Annotated in this window: 9 protein-coding genes; all 9 read left to right on the top strand. The window is 41.5% G+C overall.

Annotated features, from left to right (window positions below; all coding sequences use genetic code 11):
• Nucleotides 1–8: 8 nt before the first annotated feature.
• The 9 genes from J8L85_RS01165 to J8L85_RS01125 all read left to right on the top strand — a co-directional run bounded on the left by J8L85_RS01165 (nt 9) and on the right by J8L85_RS01125 (nt 19,066).
• On the top strand, nt 9–1,259 hold the full coding sequence (locus J8L85_RS01165; protein ID WP_211013872.1) for an efflux RND transporter periplasmic adaptor subunit: 1,251 nt from the start codon (nt 9–11) through the stop codon (nt 1,257–1,259).
• 68 nt (nt 1,260–1,327) lie between these two features.
• Entirely contained in the window at nt 1,328–2,023 is a 696-nt protein-coding gene (locus tag J8L85_RS01160) for an ABC transporter ATP-binding protein (protein WP_211013871.1), read from the top strand.
• 108 nt (nt 2,024–2,131) lie between these two features.
• Nucleotides 2,132–4,513 carry an ABC transporter permease gene (locus tag J8L85_RS01155; protein WP_211013870.1) on the top strand — a complete coding sequence of 794 codons (2,382 nt, stop codon included), beginning with the start codon at nt 2,132–2,134 and terminating at the stop codon, nt 4,511–4,513.
• Between the two features lie 23 nt (nt 4,514–4,536).
• Complete coding sequence (locus tag J8L85_RS01150) at nt 4,537–6,885, top strand: ABC transporter permease (protein WP_211013869.1); 2,349 nt, start codon at nt 4,537–4,539, stop codon at nt 6,883–6,885.
• 24 nt (nt 6,886–6,909) lie between these two features.
• A complete protein-coding gene (locus J8L85_RS01145) occupies nt 6,910–9,342 on the top strand; it encodes an ABC transporter permease (RefSeq protein WP_211013868.1) in 2,433 nt (810 codons plus the stop codon).
• 28 nt (nt 9,343–9,370) lie between these two features.
• Nucleotides 9,371–11,770 (top strand): ABC transporter permease, encoded by a 2,400-nt coding sequence (locus J8L85_RS01140; RefSeq protein ID WP_211013867.1) that lies wholly within the window; start codon nt 9,371–9,373, stop codon nt 11,768–11,770.
• Between the two features lie 19 nt (nt 11,771–11,789).
• Nucleotides 11,790–14,165, top strand: a complete 2,376-nt coding sequence (locus J8L85_RS01135) for an ABC transporter permease (RefSeq protein ID WP_211013866.1) — start codon at nt 11,790–11,792, stop codon at nt 14,163–14,165.
• A gap of 30 nt (nt 14,166–14,195) precedes the next feature.
• On the top strand, nt 14,196–16,604 hold the full coding sequence (locus tag J8L85_RS01130) for an ABC transporter permease (RefSeq protein WP_211013865.1): 2,409 nt from the start codon (nt 14,196–14,198) through the stop codon (nt 16,602–16,604).
• An 11-nt stretch (nt 16,605–16,615) separates the two neighbouring features.
• Nucleotides 16,616–19,066: an FtsX-like permease family protein gene (locus J8L85_RS01125; protein WP_211013864.1), complete on the top strand. Its 2,451-nt coding sequence runs from the start codon at nt 16,616–16,618 to the stop codon at nt 19,064–19,066.
• Nucleotides 19,067–19,073 lie beyond the last annotated feature (7 nt).

Genomic DNA, 19,073 nt, shown 5'->3' with positions numbered 1-19,073 from the left:
TACGTAAGATGGATATACAATTAGAAAAGAAAAAAGGGTTACGTCCCAAACATTATGGGTATATAGCAATAGGCTTGTTGGTGCTTTTTGTGGGCTATCAGCTGTTGTTCGCCAGTTCGGTGTCTACCTTTAGAACAGAGAAAGACAAACTTTCGATAGCCGAGGTGACCCACGGAAAATTTGACGACTACATAACCATCAACGGTAATGTAGCACCTATTACCACCATTTATATGGATGCTTACGAAGGGGGGCGTGTTACCGAGAAGTTGATAGAGGAAGGCGCTATGGTAAAGAAAGGGGACATTATTCTAAAGTTGGAGAATATGAACCTTTACGAGCAAATTTTGGCCAGTGAAAGTAACTTGGCATTAAAACAGAACGATCTTAGGTCCACAAAATTGACCTTCGATTCGCGCCAAGTAGAGGGGCGTCGTTCTTTGGCTACGGCCAGTACGGACCTTCAGCGATTAAAAAGGAATTTTGAGCAAAACCAGGCGCTTTATGATGACGAGCTTATATCTAGGGAAGTCTATTTAAAATCAAAGGAAGATTACGAGCTTTCGAAAAAGCAGTATGAAATCATAAAGAAGCAGACAGAAAACGATGATGAGCTGCGCGAAACATCCTTAAAAGGCTTGGATACCGATTTGGCGCGTATGCAAAAAACACTGGGGATGGTGTATCAACGTCTGGATCATTTAAATGTACGGGCACCTGCCGACGGTCAATTAGGGTATCTCGATGCCGAAATAGGCCAGAGTATATCGCAAGGCCAGCGAATAGGGCAGATTAATGTATTGACAGATTACAAAATTGAAGCCGATATAGACGAACATTATATAGATCGCGTAAAGCGAGACTTAAGTGCCGTTTTGGAACGTAACGGAAAAGAATATGCCTTGCGGGTCAGAAAGGTATACCCCGAAGTACGTAGCGGAAGGTTTCGTGTAGATCTTGTCTTTACCGAAAACAAACCCGAAACCATACGTACGGGGCAGAGTTACAATATAAAACTGCAGTTGGGCGAATCTAACGATGCCTTGCTAGTACCAAAGGGAAGTTTTTTCCAGAGTACGGGTGGCCAATGGATCTTTGTAGTAGGTGCCGATGGTGGAGAGGCCTTAAAAAGACCGATCCGAATCGGAAAACAGAACTCTAGGTACTATGAAGTACTCGAAGGCCTCGATGCCGGTGAAAAAGTGATTACGAGCAACTACGATAGCTTCGGCGAAGCGGAAAGAATCGTATTAAAATAAGAGAAAAGTGTCACATCTAGCATGTTTAGGTGTCTTTATATCAACCCATTAAAATCAAAAAGAACAAGATGATAACGATCCAAAATTTAAAAAAGAGCTTTCGAACGGAAGAGGTGGAGACCTTGGCCTTGAACAATGTGAACCTTACAGTAGAGGAGGGCGAATTCGTGGCCATCATGGGGCCGTCCGGTTGTGGAAAATCTACCTTACTGAATATTATTGGTATGCTGGACAATCCCACCGAAGGCAGTTACAACTTTGCCGGCCATGAGGTCGGGGGGCTAAAAGAGAGTCAACGTACGCAGTTGAGAAAGGGAAACCTGGGATTTGTTTTCCAAAGTTTTAACCTGATCGATGAGCTTACGGTCTATGAAAATGTGGAGCTACCGCTTATCTATTTAAAAATGGGTAAAGCAGAGCGAAAAGAAAAGGTAATGAAAGTGTTGGAGCGCATGAAGATCGCCCATAGAGAGAAGCATTTTCCACAGCAATTGTCGGGTGGGCAACAGCAACGTGTAGCCATTTCAAGGGCAGTGGTTACAAACCCAAAACTAATATTGGCCGATGAGCCAACGGGTAACCTGGATTCCAAGAACGGAATCGAGGTAATGAACCTGTTAACGGAACTGAACCAAGAAGGCACTACCATTGTTATGGTAACGCACTCCGATAGAGATTCGCACTATGCCCATAGAGTAGTAAACCTATTCGATGGCCAAATCGTTACCGAAAGTCAGAACAGGGCCATAGGGGCCATGATGTAGGGGGAGTTTATTCATCGATCAACAAATAACCGACCAAAACCAAACCAACCAAACTTATCCCTTAATCACGGATAAATTAGTATAAAAAATCAATCAAAAACCGGGAACATGTTCAGAAACTATATCAAAATCGCTTGGCGGAACCTTAGATTCAACAGATTGTTTTCTGCTATAAATATTGTTGGGCTTTCCTTTGGGCTCACTATTGTATTGTTGTTGTTTCTGTTTATTTCCCATGAAAGGAGCTTCGATTCGATGTTCCCAAAAAAAGATCGTATTCACAGGTCGATAATAAAAACCAATGGTGATTTTGGTTTTGATACATGGGCCACGGTTCCTCCGATTACCAGTTTGGCCATGAAGGAGGAAATGACCCATGTGGAAAGTGCCGCTAGGTTGTTAAAACATAATTTTGGTAGACCCGCCTCTTTACGGATCAACAATCAAAATTATACCGAAGACATGCTTTATTGGGCCGACAAGGAATTAGTGTCCATATTCGATATTGCATTGGTTCGCGGTGATGGGGCAACGGCTTTGGACAGACCGGGTACCGTTATCTTATCGGAAAAAGCGGCCCGGACCTATTTTAATGGTGAAAACCCTTTGGGCAAGACCATTTTGATAGATAGCGACAATGAGTTGGAAGTTACCGGGGTGTACAAGGATTTTCCGGAAAACAGCACCCTTGATGCCGATATGTTGGCATCTAGCAACGGGTCGTGGTTTTATGATCGCAGATCGTGGTCCAATGCGAGTTTCGAGACCTATTGTTTGTTAAAGGAAAATGTATCTACGGATGATGCCCAAGTTCAACTAAATCAACTATTTGAGGCAAATGTCGACGAAGATAACCGATGGTTTTCATTCGCTTTACAACCACTGGAAAAGGTGCATTTATATTCCGCTTCCTATGGAAATTCCTATACTTCGCGTATTGGGGATATCAACGAAGTGCGCAATATGACCTATTTGGCCATTTTGATTCTTTTGATCGCATGTGTCAACTATATGAATCTTACTACGGCCCGCTCGCAAAAACGATCGAAGGAGGTGGGTATTAGCAAAACACTTGGGGCGACCTCAAGATCTCTGGTTGGCAGATTTTATATGGAAACAGGCCTTATTGCCGCTATTTCCATTTTTTTGGGTATCGTTTTCGCCATATTGCTCCTTCCCGGGTTTAATAGGTTAACCAACCAAAATCTCGGCCTTGACCTTCTTTGGACCCCTACTTTTTTAACGGTCACCATTGCTGTGTGGTTAATTACCACATTGTTCTCTGGTCTGTACCCCTCGCTGTATCTTTCTAGGTTTTTGCCCAAAGAAATCCTATCCCCTTCACTTAAGCGAGGTATGGGCAATATTTTGATCAGAAAAGGATTGGTAGTGATGCAGTTTGCAGCGTCTACCGCTTTGATCGTCGGGGTAATGGTAATTTACCAACAAACGGATTACGTACAGAACAAAGACTTAGGTTTTGCTGCGGACAATGTAATGGCCATTTCAATAGGTGGATTAAGAGGTAATGAAAATAGGGACGCCTTAACACAAGAACTTGAAAATTTTACTGAAGTCACTGCAGTATCCATGGCACAGGGGTATCCAAGCATGGATGTCAGCGGCCGTTCCCTAAGAAAAAATAATTTGGAAGAACAGGGATTGAACATTCAGACCAACGTTGCCGATGGAGGTATAATTGATGCACTAAAACTGAAACTTTTGGCAGGTTCCGGTCTTCCCAAGAACAAGGCAAAAAACGATACATTGGTTGAGGTTGTCCTTAACAAAAAGGCCATAGATTATTTGGGGTATACCCCTGAGGAGGCTATTGGTAAAGAGGTCTACATGGGAAATCCGTATACCGTTGTAGGGGTTGTGGATAATTTTAATTACGAATCGCTGCACCAACCCATAGGGGCCTACGCTTTTCACAATGCACCAACGGAAGGAAAATCATTTATGCTGGTCCGTTTCAATTCTGCCAATCTTGCAAAGACTATAAATAGTTTAAAAACGGCATTTAATAAAGTGGCGCCGAATATTGATTTCAATTACACTTTTTTAGATCAAAGCTTGGAAACATTATATGCCCGAGAGAAAAGGGCAGGACAAATAAGTGTTGTGTTTTGCCTTTTGGCTGTCTTTATCGCAGCACTGGGGCTTTTTGGACTTGCCGCTTATACCGCGGAACAACGTAGAAAGGAAATCGGGATTAGAAAAGTTCTTGGTGCATCGGTGGCCAAGATCAGCCAAATGCTTTCCAAAGATTTTGCAAAACTGGTCTTGATCGCACTGATGATCGGTTTTCCGGTGGCCTACTTTTTTATGGAAAATTGGCTGCAAGGATTCGCTTATAGAATTGATATACAATGGTGGGTATTTGCCCTTGCAGGATCCATAGCTCTCGCGATTGCTTTGGTAACCGTAAGTTTTCAGGCAATACGGGCAGCGTTGACCAACCCTACCAAAAGCTTAAGAACGGAATAAAACATCAATCAAAAACCGAGAACATGTTCAAAAACAATCTAAAAATCGCTTGGCGGAACCTCTGGAAGAATAAAGGCTATAGCTTGCTGAATATTTTTGGTCTGGCCATCGGTATTACGTGTGCCGCCATAATCTTGCTATGGGTAGAAGATGAGGTAGGCTACGACAAAAATTTTGCCAAGCAAGATGTGGTGTACTATGTGCCTACCAATCAGCAGTATGATGGTGAGTGGAGAACATTTTTTCAAGCTACTCCCGGCCCTTTGGCCGAAGCTCTGAAAGAGGAGGTTCCAGGTATTGTAGGGGCTGCCAGAACCAAAGGGGAGACCTTGTTGTTTCAGGTAGATGATATAGCTGTCAACAGGAACGGACGATTTGCGGATCCCGATTTTTTAAGCATGTTCAGCTTGTCTTTTGTGGAAGGGAATATGGAAACCGTATTCAATGAGGTCGATGCCATTGTCGTTTCACAAGAAACCGCCCAACAATTATTTGGTGAAGATTCCTCTGCCATCGGAAAAGTGGTTAAAATAAATAATGAGGCTAGTTATACCATTTCTGGGGTATATGAAGATTTGCCGAACAACGTAACCTATGGTTTTGATTGGGTGGCGCCTTTTGAGCGTTTTGCAAAAGGTAAGGATTGGATGAAGGAGTATGGGGCCAATTTTTCCGATACTTTCGTGGAACTTTCCCCTGAAGCAAATTTCGATGTTGTCAATCAGAGAGTGAAGCAAATACTTCCCGAAAAAACCGAAGACGATGAAACCGTTGCCTTTTTGTTTCCCATGAAAGATTGGCATTTGCGGTCTAGTTTTGAAGGAGGAAAAAATATAGGGGGGCAAATTACATACGTTCGGTTATTTAGTCTAATTGCAATCATCATATTGTTGATCGCCTGTATCAACTTTATGAACTTGGCTACTGCCCGTAGCGAAAAACGGGCCAATGAAGTTGGCGTGCGAAAAGTATTGGGGTCGGGAAGAAAGGGCTTGATTTCCCAATTTATGGTAGAAGCCGTAATAACCGCAGTATTGTCGGCCTTTGTGAGCGTACTGCTGCTAAAATTATTGGTGCCCCAGTTCAATTTACTCATCGATAAAAATCTGGAATTAAGTTTGTCCGATCCTGTCCATCTGTTGACCTTGGTGGGCGTCACCTTGGTCTGTGGCATTGTCGCAGGGTGGTATCCCGCTTTTTATTTGTCCTCTTTTAAACCGGTAGAGGTGCTAAAAGGGGCACGTAGAACAAAAGGAAGTGCCGCGTTCATTAGAAAAGGCTTGGTAGCCGCGCAATTTGTGGTTTCCATCGTGTTTATCATCAGTACCATTATCGTCTATCAACAGGTACAGCATGTAAAGGGGCGCGATTTGGGTTATAACAAGGAAAACCTGGTCAAAATACCGGTAACCGGAGATATGATCAAAAATTACGTTCCGATCGAAGAGGATATGAAGGCATCGGGATTGATAGAGAGCATCGGGTTGAATAATTCGGACATCCTTTCCGGGGGTAACAATACATCGGGGTTGGAATGGCAAGGCGGTGTAGATACCGAGAACGTGCTGGTTTCGGTCAGGAATATTACATCGGGTTTTTTCAATACCGCAGGAATGGAAATTATTGAAGGAAGAGGTTTTAGTGAAAATCCCGCCAAGGATAGCACCAACATTATTGTAAGCGAATCTTTTGCCAAATTGATGGGAAGTGGCAGTGCCATTGGCAAAACGGTGGAAGAAGACTATCCCGTAATCGGGGTGGTGAAAGATTATTTATACGATGATATGTACGGATCTAGTGACCCTGTCATATTTTTTAACGACCCAAGCGAAGCCCGTTTTATGTATGTGAAGGCCAAATCGGGTAGCGCAACGGCATCTGCATTGGCCGCTATGGAGGCATCATTGAAAAAGTTCAATCCTGCATTTCCTTTTGAGTATGAATTTGTGGACGATGCGTACGATGCCAAGTTTAAGAGCGAGAAACTGATAGGAAGCCTTTCTCAAATTTTCGCCTTGTTGGCCATACTAATTTCCTGTTTGGGGTTGTTTGGGCTGTCGGCATTTACAGCAGACCAACGGAGAAAGGAGATCGGGGTACGTAAGGTACTGGGGTCTAGTATTACGGGCATTGTAGCCTTACTGTCCAAAGATTTTATGCGATTGGTGCTTCTGGCCATTCTCATTGCCATTCCTATTGCATGGTTGCTTATGCAAAATTGGTTGGAGGGCTATGCCTATCGCATTTCCATAAATGCCTGGGCATTTGTGATAGCTGGGGCCATTGCCATAATAATAGCTTTGTTGACCATTAGTTTCCAAGCTCTTAATGCAGCTAGGGTAAACCCTGTAAAAAGTTTGCGCTCAGAATAGAACATTAATCAAAAAACGAGGATCATGTTTAAAAATTATTTGAAAATAGCCTGGAGAAGCCTAAAGAAACAGGCTTTTTTTACCTTCTTAAATACTTTCGGACTTGCTATTGGTATGGCTGGGGCATTGATCATATCGTTGTATATCTACGACGAGTTTAGTTATGATAAAATGTTCGCGGATGCAGACCGTATTTACAGAATAGATACGGATATTAAGTTTGGGGGGGCAGAAACAAGAGCGGCAGAAACGGCACCGCCAATGGCGGCAACATTAAAAAGGGATTTTTCACAAGTAGAATCTACGGTTCGTTTTAGAACTATTGGGGGCATGTACGTGAAAAAAGTGGGTGGCGACAAAGCTGCTAAAGAAACATATGTAACCTATGCCGACTCTACATTTTTCGAATTTTTTGGAATCGACTTATTGGCAGGTAACCCAAAGACCGCATTAACGGGTACAAACTCATTGGTGTTGACCAAATCTGCCGCAGAGAAACATTTTGGTTCTATAGATATTGTCGGCGAAGATTTACTCTTGGACAATTCTGATGTTTATACGGTAACAGGGGTTGTGGATGATATGCCAAAAAACTCTTATTTTAATGATTACAGTGTCTTTTTGGCAATGGCGGGTAATGTTGCCTCAAGAGAGGAACTATGGGGTAGCAATAACTATTTTACGTTCATAAAATTAATTCCGGGAGTATCTGCAGAGGATTTTAAGGAACCCTTACAAGGTATGTTGGAAAGGTATATGTTGCCATGGGCCCAAAAGTATTTTCCGGGGATGACGGCAGAAACTTTTGAAGCTTCCGGTAATTATATTCGGTACCATACCATGGCATTGACCGATATTCATTTACATTCCGATAGAAATAATGAAATGAGTGCGACCAGCAGTATTCAGAACATCTATATTCTTTCTTTTATCGGGTTGTTTTTGATAATTCTGGCAAGCGTTAATTTTATGAACCTATCTACCGCCCACTCCCTTAAAAGAGCCAAAGAAGTTGGGGTGCGCAAAACCTTGGGGTCTAACAAAAGGAATTTGGTCTTTCAATTTTTGACCGAATCCGGATTAATAGCTTTTGTTTCTTTGGTCGCGGCACTGGTATTGACTTTGATCGCATTGCCGTTTTTTAACGATTTTACCGGAAAATCAATTTCGATTCCGTATTCACAACCATTGTTTTGGTTGGCCTTATTGGCAGCAACATTGGTGTTAGGACTGTTTTCTGGAAGCTATCCCGCCTTTTTTATGTCAAGATTTATGCCTGTAGAAACCCTAAAGGGTGCAGGAGCCGAGAGTGTAGGTAGTGGCCGGGTACGTAATGCCTTGGTAATTTTTCAATTTTCGATTTCGGTACTTCTCATCGTGAGTACTTTGGTGGTATTTCAACAACTTAATTATATACAGAGCAAAGATTTAGGTTTTACTAAAGATCAAGTATTATTGATCAATGAAATTGGTCCGTTGGGTACTAAATCCAACGCATTTAAAGAAGAGATTCTTAAAATGGGCAATGTGGAGAGCGTTACCTTAAGTAACTACTATCCAACCCCTTCTTGGCGTTCCGACAGTTCCTTTTTTCAAGAAGGGGCCAAAGGTCAGGAAAACGCCATACAAATGCAGGAGTGGGCGGTAGATACAGATTATTTAAAGACCCTACAGATGGATATTGTTGCCGGGCGAGATTTCAATAAACAATATGCTTCCGATTCAACCGCCATGATTATCAACGAGGCTACGTTGCCCATATTAAACCTAACGGCAGAGGAAGCTTTGGGCGTAAGGATCACCGAAGAAATAGAAATTGAAAACCCTAGGTATTATACCATTGTTGGTGTGGTAAAGAATTTTCATTTTAAATCGTTACGCGAAAATATTGGGGCATTGGGGATGTATCTGGACAATACCGCAGAAAATATGGCGGTAAGAATAAGTGGTGGAAATTATGCCAGTACCATTGCCAAGATAGAAAATAAGTGGAATGAGATGGCCCTTGGTCAACCATTTGATTATCGTTTTATGGACGATGCCTTTAATACAACCTACGAGGCTGAGCAGAAGCTGGGTCAGATATTTTTCATTTTTACTCTTCTTTCCATTTTCATTGCTTGTTTGGGATTATTTGGATTAGCTGCCTTTAATGCCGAGAAGCGTACCAAAGAAATCGGCGTTAGAAAAGTATTGGGAGCTACTGTAAGTCAAATTTCATACCGGCTTACAGTAGATTTTCTAAAATTGGTAGGAGTATCCATTTTGGTCTCATTGCCCATAGGTTGGTTTATCATGAACAAATGGCTCGAAGACTTCTCATATCGAATAGATATTGGCTGGGAAATTTTTGTGGTCGCGGCCTTGTTGGCGATTGTCGTGGCCATAGTAACGGTTAGTTATCAAAGTATAAAAGCGGCAACAGTGAATCCCGTAAAAAGTTTGCGGTCAGAATAAAATACATCAATCATCAAAAGCGAACATTATGTTTAAAAACTATTTAAAAATTGCTTGGCGAAACCTCTTGAAGAACAAGGGGTACTCCCTTATAAATGTTGGTGGGCTTGCTTTGGGTATGGCGGTAACATTGATTATTGGACTTTGGATCCAGGATGAACTGTCGTATAACAGTTATTTCAAGAACAAGGATAAAATTGCCCAAGTGTTTCAATCCCAGACCTTTAATGGTGAAACGGGAACGGGGCCGGCTATTCCCAGGCCTTTGGAGAAGGCTTTAAGAGATGGTTATGGCGATAACTTTAAGTATTTGATCATGTGTTCATGGACCAATGATCATTACTTAAAATATGGAGAAAAAAGTATTTCCAGACCAGGAAACTACATGCAAAGGGAAGGTCCTGAACTTTTTGGCCTAGAAGTTATAAAAGGGGAAAAAGACGGTTTAAGGGAGGTAAATTCCATCATGCTTTCGGAGTCTACTGCCGAAGCACTTTTTGGAAACGAAGACCCTATAGGCAAAACCGTCATCGTAAGCAACGAACATAAATTAAACGTAAGTGCTATTTATAAGGATATACCTTTTAATAGTTCTTTTAACGATACGGAATATATAATTCCGTGGGATATGTACGTAGCCAATAATGAATGGATACGCAATGCCGAAGATTCTTGGGGCAACAACTCTTTTCAAATGTTCGTACAGTTGGCGGACAATACCTCGTTCGAAAAGGTTACGAATACCATAAAAGATGTAAAGAAGACCCTGAACGAAGACTCCGCCGAATTTAATCCGCAGATTTTCTTGTTTCCAATGAAAGACTGGCATTTGCGAAGCAATTTTGAAAATGGCAAACAGGTAGGCGGGCGTATAAAATATGTATGGCTTTTTGGGATTATAGGGGCATTTGTGCTCTTATTGGCCTGTATCAACTTTATGAACTTGAGTACGGCCCGGTCAGAAAAACGAGCCAAGGAAGTGGGTATCAGAAAATCTATAGGTTCGCAAAGAGGACAGCTGATCTATCAATTTTTGAGCGAGTCTTTCTTGGTCGTTGTTTTTGCGTTTTTTATGGCCTTGCTGATCGTGTTGTTTTCTTTGAACGGCTTTAACGATTTGGCCAGAAAGGAAATAGGGTTTCCTTGGGGCGATACCAGCTTTTGGTTGTTGTCGTTCGCGTTCGTGATTTTCACTTCACTTTTGGCGGGTAGTTATCCTGCATTGTACTTGTCATCGTTTAGGCCGGTAGACGTGTTAAAAGGAACTTTTAAAACGGGTAGATATGCAGGGTTGCCACGAAAAATTTTGGTAGTGCTACAATTTACGGTTTCAGTAGCTTTCATTATTGGTACGGTTATCGTAATGCAGCAGATCAATTTTGCCAAAAACCGCCCGGTGGGGTATGATAAGGAGGGGCTTATTCAGATTCCTACGTTTAGCCAAGACTTTAATGGAAAATACGATCTAATGCGTACCGAGTTCATTGGATCCGGAGCAGTGGTAGAAATGTCGACTTCCAGTAGTCCCACAACACAAATATGGTCCAATAGAAGTGGTTTTGTTTGGGAAGGAAAACCAGAAGGTTTTCAAGAGGATCTGGCTTGGACCGAAGTATCACCCGAGTATGCAAAATCGTTGAACCTTAAAATAGTGGAGGGCAGGGATTTTTCAAGGGATTATGCGACCGATTCGCTGGCGGTACTGATCAACGAGACTGCAAAGAAGTATTTAGGAATGGAGAATCCGGTAGGGCAGCTTTTACGTGACGATGATGAGGAAGATCCCAATCCGCCTTTAAAAATAATCGGTGTAGTACAGGACATGATTACACAATCGCCCTACGAACCGGTTAAACAAGGGGTGTATGTGTACGATAGGTATAACAATGGCAGTTATTATAATCTACGCTTAAACCCGAATCAAAGTGCTACACAAAATTTAGAAATTGTTGAAAATGTTTTTAAAGAGCACTTTCCCGATATTCCCTTCGAATATGAATTTGTAGATGATCAGTATGGCGAAAAGTTTGCGGCCGAAGAAAGAATAGGAAGATTGTCGGGCATATTTACGGCCCTGGCCATTTTGATCAGTTGCCTTGGCCTCTTTGGCTTAACCTCCTTCGTGGCCGAACAGCGTACAAAGGAAATTGGTGTTAGAAAAGTCTTGGGAGCATCGGTATTCAACGTATGGAACATGCTTTCCAAAGATTTTTTGAAACTGGTGATCATCTCATGCTTTATTGCGGTTCCCATAGCCTATTATATAATGAACGGATGGTTGCAAGAGTATCCGTACCGCGTCATTTTAAAATGGTGGATCTTTGCTTTGGCAATGGCCGGGGCCATGTTGGTAACGGTTCTTACGGTCAGTTTTCAGGCTATAAAAGCAGCGAGGGCAAATCCGGTAAAGAGTTTACGAACAGAATAATATTTTAAAATTTTCTGACATGTTTAAAAATCATATAAAGGTGGCATGGCGTAATTTATGGGCTAACCCCCTGTTTTCTATCATCAATGTTTTGGGTCTTTCTTTAGGCATGGCCATTGCCTTGGTACTCTATTTGTTTATTGGCCATGAATTAAGTTTTGATAATTTATATAAGGGGGAGTCGAACGTATATAGAATTTTACTGAATACGGACGGAGATAGTTTTTCTCAGGAAACATGGGCAGGAGCTCCAAATGCATTGGCGCCTGCAATGAAGACGGATATTCCGAATATTAAATATACGGCCCGTATTTTAAAACATGGTTTTGGAACAAATGCCAATGTAAAGGTGGGTAACAACATTTTTTTGGAAAAAGAACTCTATTGGGCGGATGCCGATATTTTTGATCTTCTAAAGGTTGAAATTGTGCTGGGTAACCGTTCAGATATAAATGCCCCAAATAGTGTTGCCCTTTCCCAAAAAACGGCAAAACAATACTTCGGAAATACGGAGGCCATTGGAAAGACGATAGAGATAGACAACAGGCAAAAAATGGAAGTGGTGGCCATTTATAAGGATATGCCAAAAAATAGTAGTTATAAGTTTAATGTGATTGCATCCCCCAAAGCTACTTATGCAAAGAATTTGTATTGGAGCAATGCGAGCTACGAAACTTTGGTTCAGTTTAACACCAATATTTCGGTACCCGAAGTAGAAAGGCAAATACAACAATTGGTGGATAAAAATGTAGAAAAAGAAAATCAATGGTTTTCTTTCTCCTTACAACCTCTAGAACGCATTCATTTATATTCAGCCGAATATTCAGATTCGTATGCGGCTCGTTTGGGAGATATCCAAGAGATTAAAAACCTATCGTTATTAGCGATACTAATATTGGTTATTGCCTGCATTAATTATATGAACCTTACAACGGCACGTTCGCAAAAACGCTCAAAGGAAGTAGGGATCAACAAAACCTTGGGGGCGGTAAAGAGAACATTGGTCGTGCGTTTTTATATAGAAACAGCATTAATAACCCTGATTGCCATGATAATAGGCGTTGTGTTGGCAGTATTGGCACTCCCATGGTTCAATTATTTGTCAAATCAAGAGCTTGATCCCAGTTTGCTTTTAGAGCCTATGTCATTTTTAGCCTTTCTGGTGATTTGGGCGGTAACCACTTTGGTAGCAGGTTCTTATCCTGCGCTGTATCTTTCTGGATTTTCTCCAAAATCGGCATTTTCACCTTCTTATAAACAAGGCGGTACGGCTATATTGGTGCGCAAAGGCTTGGTAGTGGTACAGTTTGCCGCTTCGGCCATTCTTATTGTGGGAATTTTGATAATATATCAACAAATACGTTTTATAGGAAATCAAAATTTGGGGTTTGAACCGGATAATATTGTTGTTGTCTCCGTAGCGGGCATCAATAGTCAAACAGGGTTGGATGAAATTGCCCAAGAATTTAAGGGGTTGGGGCAAGTTACCGATGTTGCCCTGGCACAGGGTTTTCCAGGAACAGGGGTAAGTCTAAATACATTGTTTAAAGATAGGGAAGATAGAAAGGGGCTAGACATACAGACCAATGTATCCGATCCCGAGGTATTGGATGTTTTGGGACTTCGGCTTTTGGCCGGTACTACCTTGCCAAAAAACAAGCAGGAGAACGATACGTTGATAGAGGTAGTACTGAACAAAACGGCTGTTGACTATTTGGGCTATACACCAGAGGAAGCGATCAACAAAAAGGTTTTTATAAATAGAGAGGTCCGTATAGTTGGGGTAGTGGACGATTTTAACTTTACCTCTTTGCACACTCCAATAGGAGCCTATGCCTTTACTAACAATGATACCGAATATAAAGGATATGCACTGGTAAGGTTCGGTAATTATTCACCGGATTTTTTGAATCAGTTGGAACGTACTTTTAAAGCAGTGGACCCTGAAACTGTTTTTGATTATTCTTTTTTGGATAAGAACATAGAAAAGTTGTACGAAAGGGAACAGCGGACTATTCGTGTAGGGCTCATTTTCTGTGGTCTGGCCATATTGGTGGCCTGTTTGGGGCTTTTTGGTTTGGCCGCTTTCATGGCAGAACAACGAAAAAAAGAAATAGGAATTCGTAAGGTGTTGGGGGCCAGTATTTTTAATGTATTTAAAATGCTATCTACGGATTTTGTGAAATTGGTGGTTTTGGCCTTGGCCATTGCTTTTCCGATTGCATACTGGTTATCCAACCGATGGTTGCAAGAATTTGCCTATCATATTGAAATTTACTGGTGGGTATTTGCCTTGACCGGTTTGGTTGCCTTGGCCATTACCTTGTTCACAATTAGCTTTCAAGCTATAAAAGCAGCGAGGTCAAATCCTGTAAAGAGTTTACGAACAGAATAATCACATCAAATCATCAAAAAAGCGAGCATCATGTTTAAAAACTATTTAAAAATTGCCTGGCGGAATTTAGTAAAGGATAAAACGAACACTAGCTTAAACGTGATAGGCTTGTCGGTAGCTTTTGCCGTAGCCGTATTATTGGGAATGGCCGCATTGTTTCAGCTTTCGTTTGATGGTTTTCATGAAAATGGAGCGTCTATTTATAAAATCGTAAAAACCCAACAGACCCCTAGAGGACCGGAGGCAGGTACCGTTCAACCAGCACCTTTGGCTCCTTCGTTGGAAGCGGAAGTGCCCGGTGTAAAGCGTATAACCAGGTTCTTGCAAGATGGTGCATTGGCCATACAAGGGGATAAGGAAATAGATATAGATATCATTTGGGTAGATGAAGGTTTCTTTTCTATGTTCAGTTTTCCGATAATTAAAGGAGATGGGAATACACCTTTGGCGCAGTTGTCATCGGTTGTATTGACCAAAAAGGCGGCAAACAATCTATTCGGTTCTACCGATGTTGTCGGAAAAACGTTCCATCTGTTGGTAAAGGGAAAAGAAGTTCCCTTTACGGTAAGCGCCATAGCCGATGATATGGTTGCGGAAACCAATTTGGAATTTCAAATGGCCGGTCGTTTCGAGAGTCATGCCGATTACCTAGATAATAAAGAACAGTGGGATTCGCAATACCATGATGTATATGTAGAGCTCGAAGAAGGGGTGAGCTCCACTAGTTTTGAAAGCGGCAGCAGGGGTTTTGTAGACCTTCATTTTAAGGACGCTATAGAAATGCTGAAAAGGGATGGGGCTTCGGCCGATGAGAATGGACGTTATGTAAACTTGGAATTGGTGCCGTTGGCAGACGTTCATTTTACAAGTCTTAAAAATGGATACGTGTCGGTGAGTAGAAGCTTGCCTTATCTAATTCTGGGCGTCGCCTTTTTAATATTGTTCATAGCCTGTGTCAACTACATTAATATGAGCATTGCCAAATCTGCCAAAAGGCTTAAGGAAATAGGGATGCGTAAAACCTTGGGAGCCCAAAAGAAACAGTTGTTTTTCCAATTTTGGACCGAGAGTCTTTTCATCTTTTTAATATCGATGGGTATTGGGGTGATCTTAAGTTTTGTTTTTGTAAATGATTTTAAGACTATTTTTAATACACAGGTTTCTGTAGACATGTTGTTAAGACCGTCATTTCTAGTAGGCTTGCTGGCAATGGTGATGCTCATAACCGTTTTTGTTGGGGGCTACCCGGCGATATTAATGAGCCGTCTGGGTACCATTCAATCGTTAAAGGGTAAGCTGGAATCAACAGGAAACAATAAGGTAAGGGATGTATTGATGGTATTTCAATTTGGTATCGCCATAGCGTTGATTACAGGAACTTTGGTGTTGTGGGGGCAAATAGATTACATGCGTAACAAAGATCTGGGGTACGATAAAGAACAAGTGGTTTCTTTTCCTTTAAACGGTAAGCGCAATAGCAATGATGTTATAGAATTACTTCGGGAAGAGTTAAAGGGCAACCCGGATATCGTCTCTATTAGCGGTGCCGATATTAATTTAGGGCTGGGACGAGATGGCAGCAGGTCTTCAAGTAAAATAGGTTTTGAATATAAAGGCCGTTCCGTAACCACCAATTTTTTGGTGGTGGACCATGAGTTTGTACAAACTTTGGGCATAGATATGGTATTGGGCAGAAATTTTAAGAATGCCTCCGATAGTTTAGGAGTGGTCATCAACGAAGCCATGGCAAGGGAGCTAGGGGAAGAAGATCCATTGTCGGCACAACTGGAAATAAGTAACGGAGTTCATATTCCTGTTCTTGGGGTAGTGAAAGATTATAATTTTAAAGACCTGGATAGGGCCATTGAACCGATTACATTTTATATGAGTAAAGAATGGGGTCTTTCTTATGCCTTTGCCAAGGTTGCCCCCCATAATATGGCCAGTTCGTATGAGGCACTTGAGAATACTTGGAAAAAATTAGAGCCGAACGCCGCTTTTTTAGGTTCTTTTTTAGATGAGAATGTTGACAGGACCTTTAATAGGGAGAAGACCACCGCCAAAATGGTAGCCAGTGGTTCTGTTCTGTCAATTATTCTAAGTTGTATGGGGCTTTTTGCTATGTCGTTGCTGATCGTTTCACAACGTACCAAAGAAATCGGCATTCGAAAAGTGGTAGGGGCCAGTGTGGCTTCTATCACCTATATACTTACCAAAGATTTTTTAAAACTGGTACTGTTGGCATTTTTGATCGCATCGCCCGTTGCATGGTGGATTATGGGAGAATGGCTTCAGAACTATGCCTATAGGATAGAACTTAGTATTTGGTTTTTTGTTGCTGCTGGCGCTATAGCCGTACTAATAGCGCTGTTGACGATTGGAACGCGAACCATTAGGGCGGCAAGGGTGAATCCCGTAAAGAGTTTACGGACAGAATAAAATAGATTGCTATGCTACGTAATTATTTAAAGATCGCTTTTCGTAATGTTTGGAAGAACAAAGTGTTTTCCCTCATAAATATTTTAGGACTTTCGGTTGGTCTTAGTGCCGCTTTTGTTATCGGGGCCATGGTGTTTTATGACCTTTCTTTTGATAAGTTCCATCCCGATGGGGATAGAATTTATAGGGTAACTACGGCGTTTAAAAGTCCGGATGGCAATTTTTATAATGCAGGGGTAACCGTTCCCTTGGCACAAGCACTCAAAGATCTTAAGATGGAAGAATTGGAAACGGTGGCCCCTTTTTTTACCGCCTATCCCATTCATGTAGAAAACCCGGAGACCGAGAGCCGTTTTAAGGATCCGGAGTTTGTAATCTATACCGATGGGGCTTATTTCCGAGTATTTGATTACAACTGGCTCGTTGGAGATAAAAATACTGCTTTAGAAGAGCCGAATACCGTAGTACTGTCCGAAAACAGGGCCAAAAAATACTTCCCAGGTCAACAGATGTCGGAGGTATTAGGGAAATCGGTGGTGTACAATGATAGTATTCATGCGGTTATTTCTGGAGTAGTGGCCAATTTTAAGGATAGAACAGATATTGTGTTCGAAGAGTTTATTTCTTTAAAAACCGCTGCGACACAAGATATGACCAATGTAGTGAACGAAGCAAGTTGGAGCAATACCAGCTCGGCGTCGCAATTGTTTGTTAAACTGTCCGAAAAAGCAGGTCCCACCAAGGTACAGGAAACACTGACTCAGATAGCAAAAGAGCATGATGAACCGGAAATGGTGGCCATTGGCAGAAGCAATACGTATAATATTCAACCGTTGGCGGATATTCATTTGAACCAAGATTATGGCACTTTTGATTTTAACGATAGTCGTACCACTATGGCAACGTTGAATAGCCTACTTCTGTTGGCGGGTATTCTAGTGTTGTTGGGCTGTATAAACTTTATTAATCTAAATACGGCACAGGCCATACAAAGGGCCAAGGAAATCGGAATAAGAAAAACCTTGGGCAGTTCTAGAACACAGTTGATATTTCAGTTTTTGGGTGAGACGTTTTTACTGACCTTGGCAGCGGCCCTTCTTTCTATGTTATTGGCTAAGTGGTTGTTGCATTTGTTTGTAGACTTTATACCGGAAGGACTCAACTTTGAACTTTTTTATAATCCGTGGGTAATTGTGGGCATTGTACTATTATTATTGATGGTGACCCTGTTATCTGGGTTTTATCCGGCCTTGGTATTGTCCAAATACAAACCCGTATCCGTGTTTAAACAACAGGTTGTGCCCAATTCGGATAAAGGAACCTTAAGGAAGTATTTGACCGTTTTTCAATTTGTAATTGCGCAGGTTTTTATCATAGCCACCTTGTTGGTTGGTAAGCAGTTAAATTATATCATGAAAAAGGATATGGGCTTTAAGACAGAGGCAATCGCGTATTTTAGAACGCCTTGGCAAGATACATCGTCGGTTAAGAGAGCAAGGTTTGTTCGTGAAATGGAAAACATACCGGGCTTGTCCCAAACCGTTCTTTCGGGTAACCCACCTGCTTCGTTTACGACCATGTCTATGGGAGTTTTGTTTATGGATGGCGAAAAAGAAGTGAATTCGGACCTGCAATTGTTATATGGGAATGCCGATTTTTTTGATTTATATAATTTAAATCTGCTAGCTGGTAGGTTGCCCCTAAATGATAGTATTAGAGAGTTTGTAGTAAATAGATCTTATTTAAAGTTCTTGGGTATGGATGACCCCGAGAAAATAGTAGGAAAATCTATAAAGTCGGGTGGTGAAGAGATACCTATTGTTGGTGTAATGGACGATTTTAACCAACATTCCTTAAAATATGGGGTGTCGCCAATGGCTTTTACAGGAGGGTCATATAGTGGAAAGTATACCCAGTTTAAGACGATTCATTTTAAGTTTAAAAGTATGGATACGGGTAATTGGTCCAGTACACTGGCTAAAATTGAAGAGATATGGAAAAATACATACCCTGAGGCAGATTTTGAGTATCGGTTTATGGACGATACCATCAAAAGCTTTTATGAAAGTGAACAAAAAACAGCCATTCTTTTAAAGTGGGCCACCGGTCTGGCCATTTTTATTAGTTGTCTAGGGCTATTGGGCTTGGTAATATATACCACAGAAAGAAGAACAAAAGAAATAGGAGTAAGAAAAATTTTGGGAGCTACGGTATTTCAGTTGAACCTATTGTTGTCTAAAGAGTTTTTAAAATTGGTATTGATAGCCTTTTTGATAGCTGCCCCTGTCGCATGGTACGGCCTGAGCTATTGGCTCGAAGGCTTTGCCAATAAAACGGCTTTAAGCTGGTGGATTTTTGCTTTGAGCGGTGTAGCGATGATCCTTATTGCACTTTTGATAATTGCCATAAAGACAGTTGGATCGGCCAATGCCGATCCTGTAAAAAGTTTACGAACAGAATAACACAAAA

This window comes from Maribacter sp. MMG018 (assembly GCF_018100785.1).
Lineage (GTDB): Bacteria > Bacteroidota > Bacteroidia > Flavobacteriales > Flavobacteriaceae > Maribacter.
Note: the sequence above shows the minus strand (reverse complement) of the source record. Positions and strands in the feature narration are given on the sequence as shown.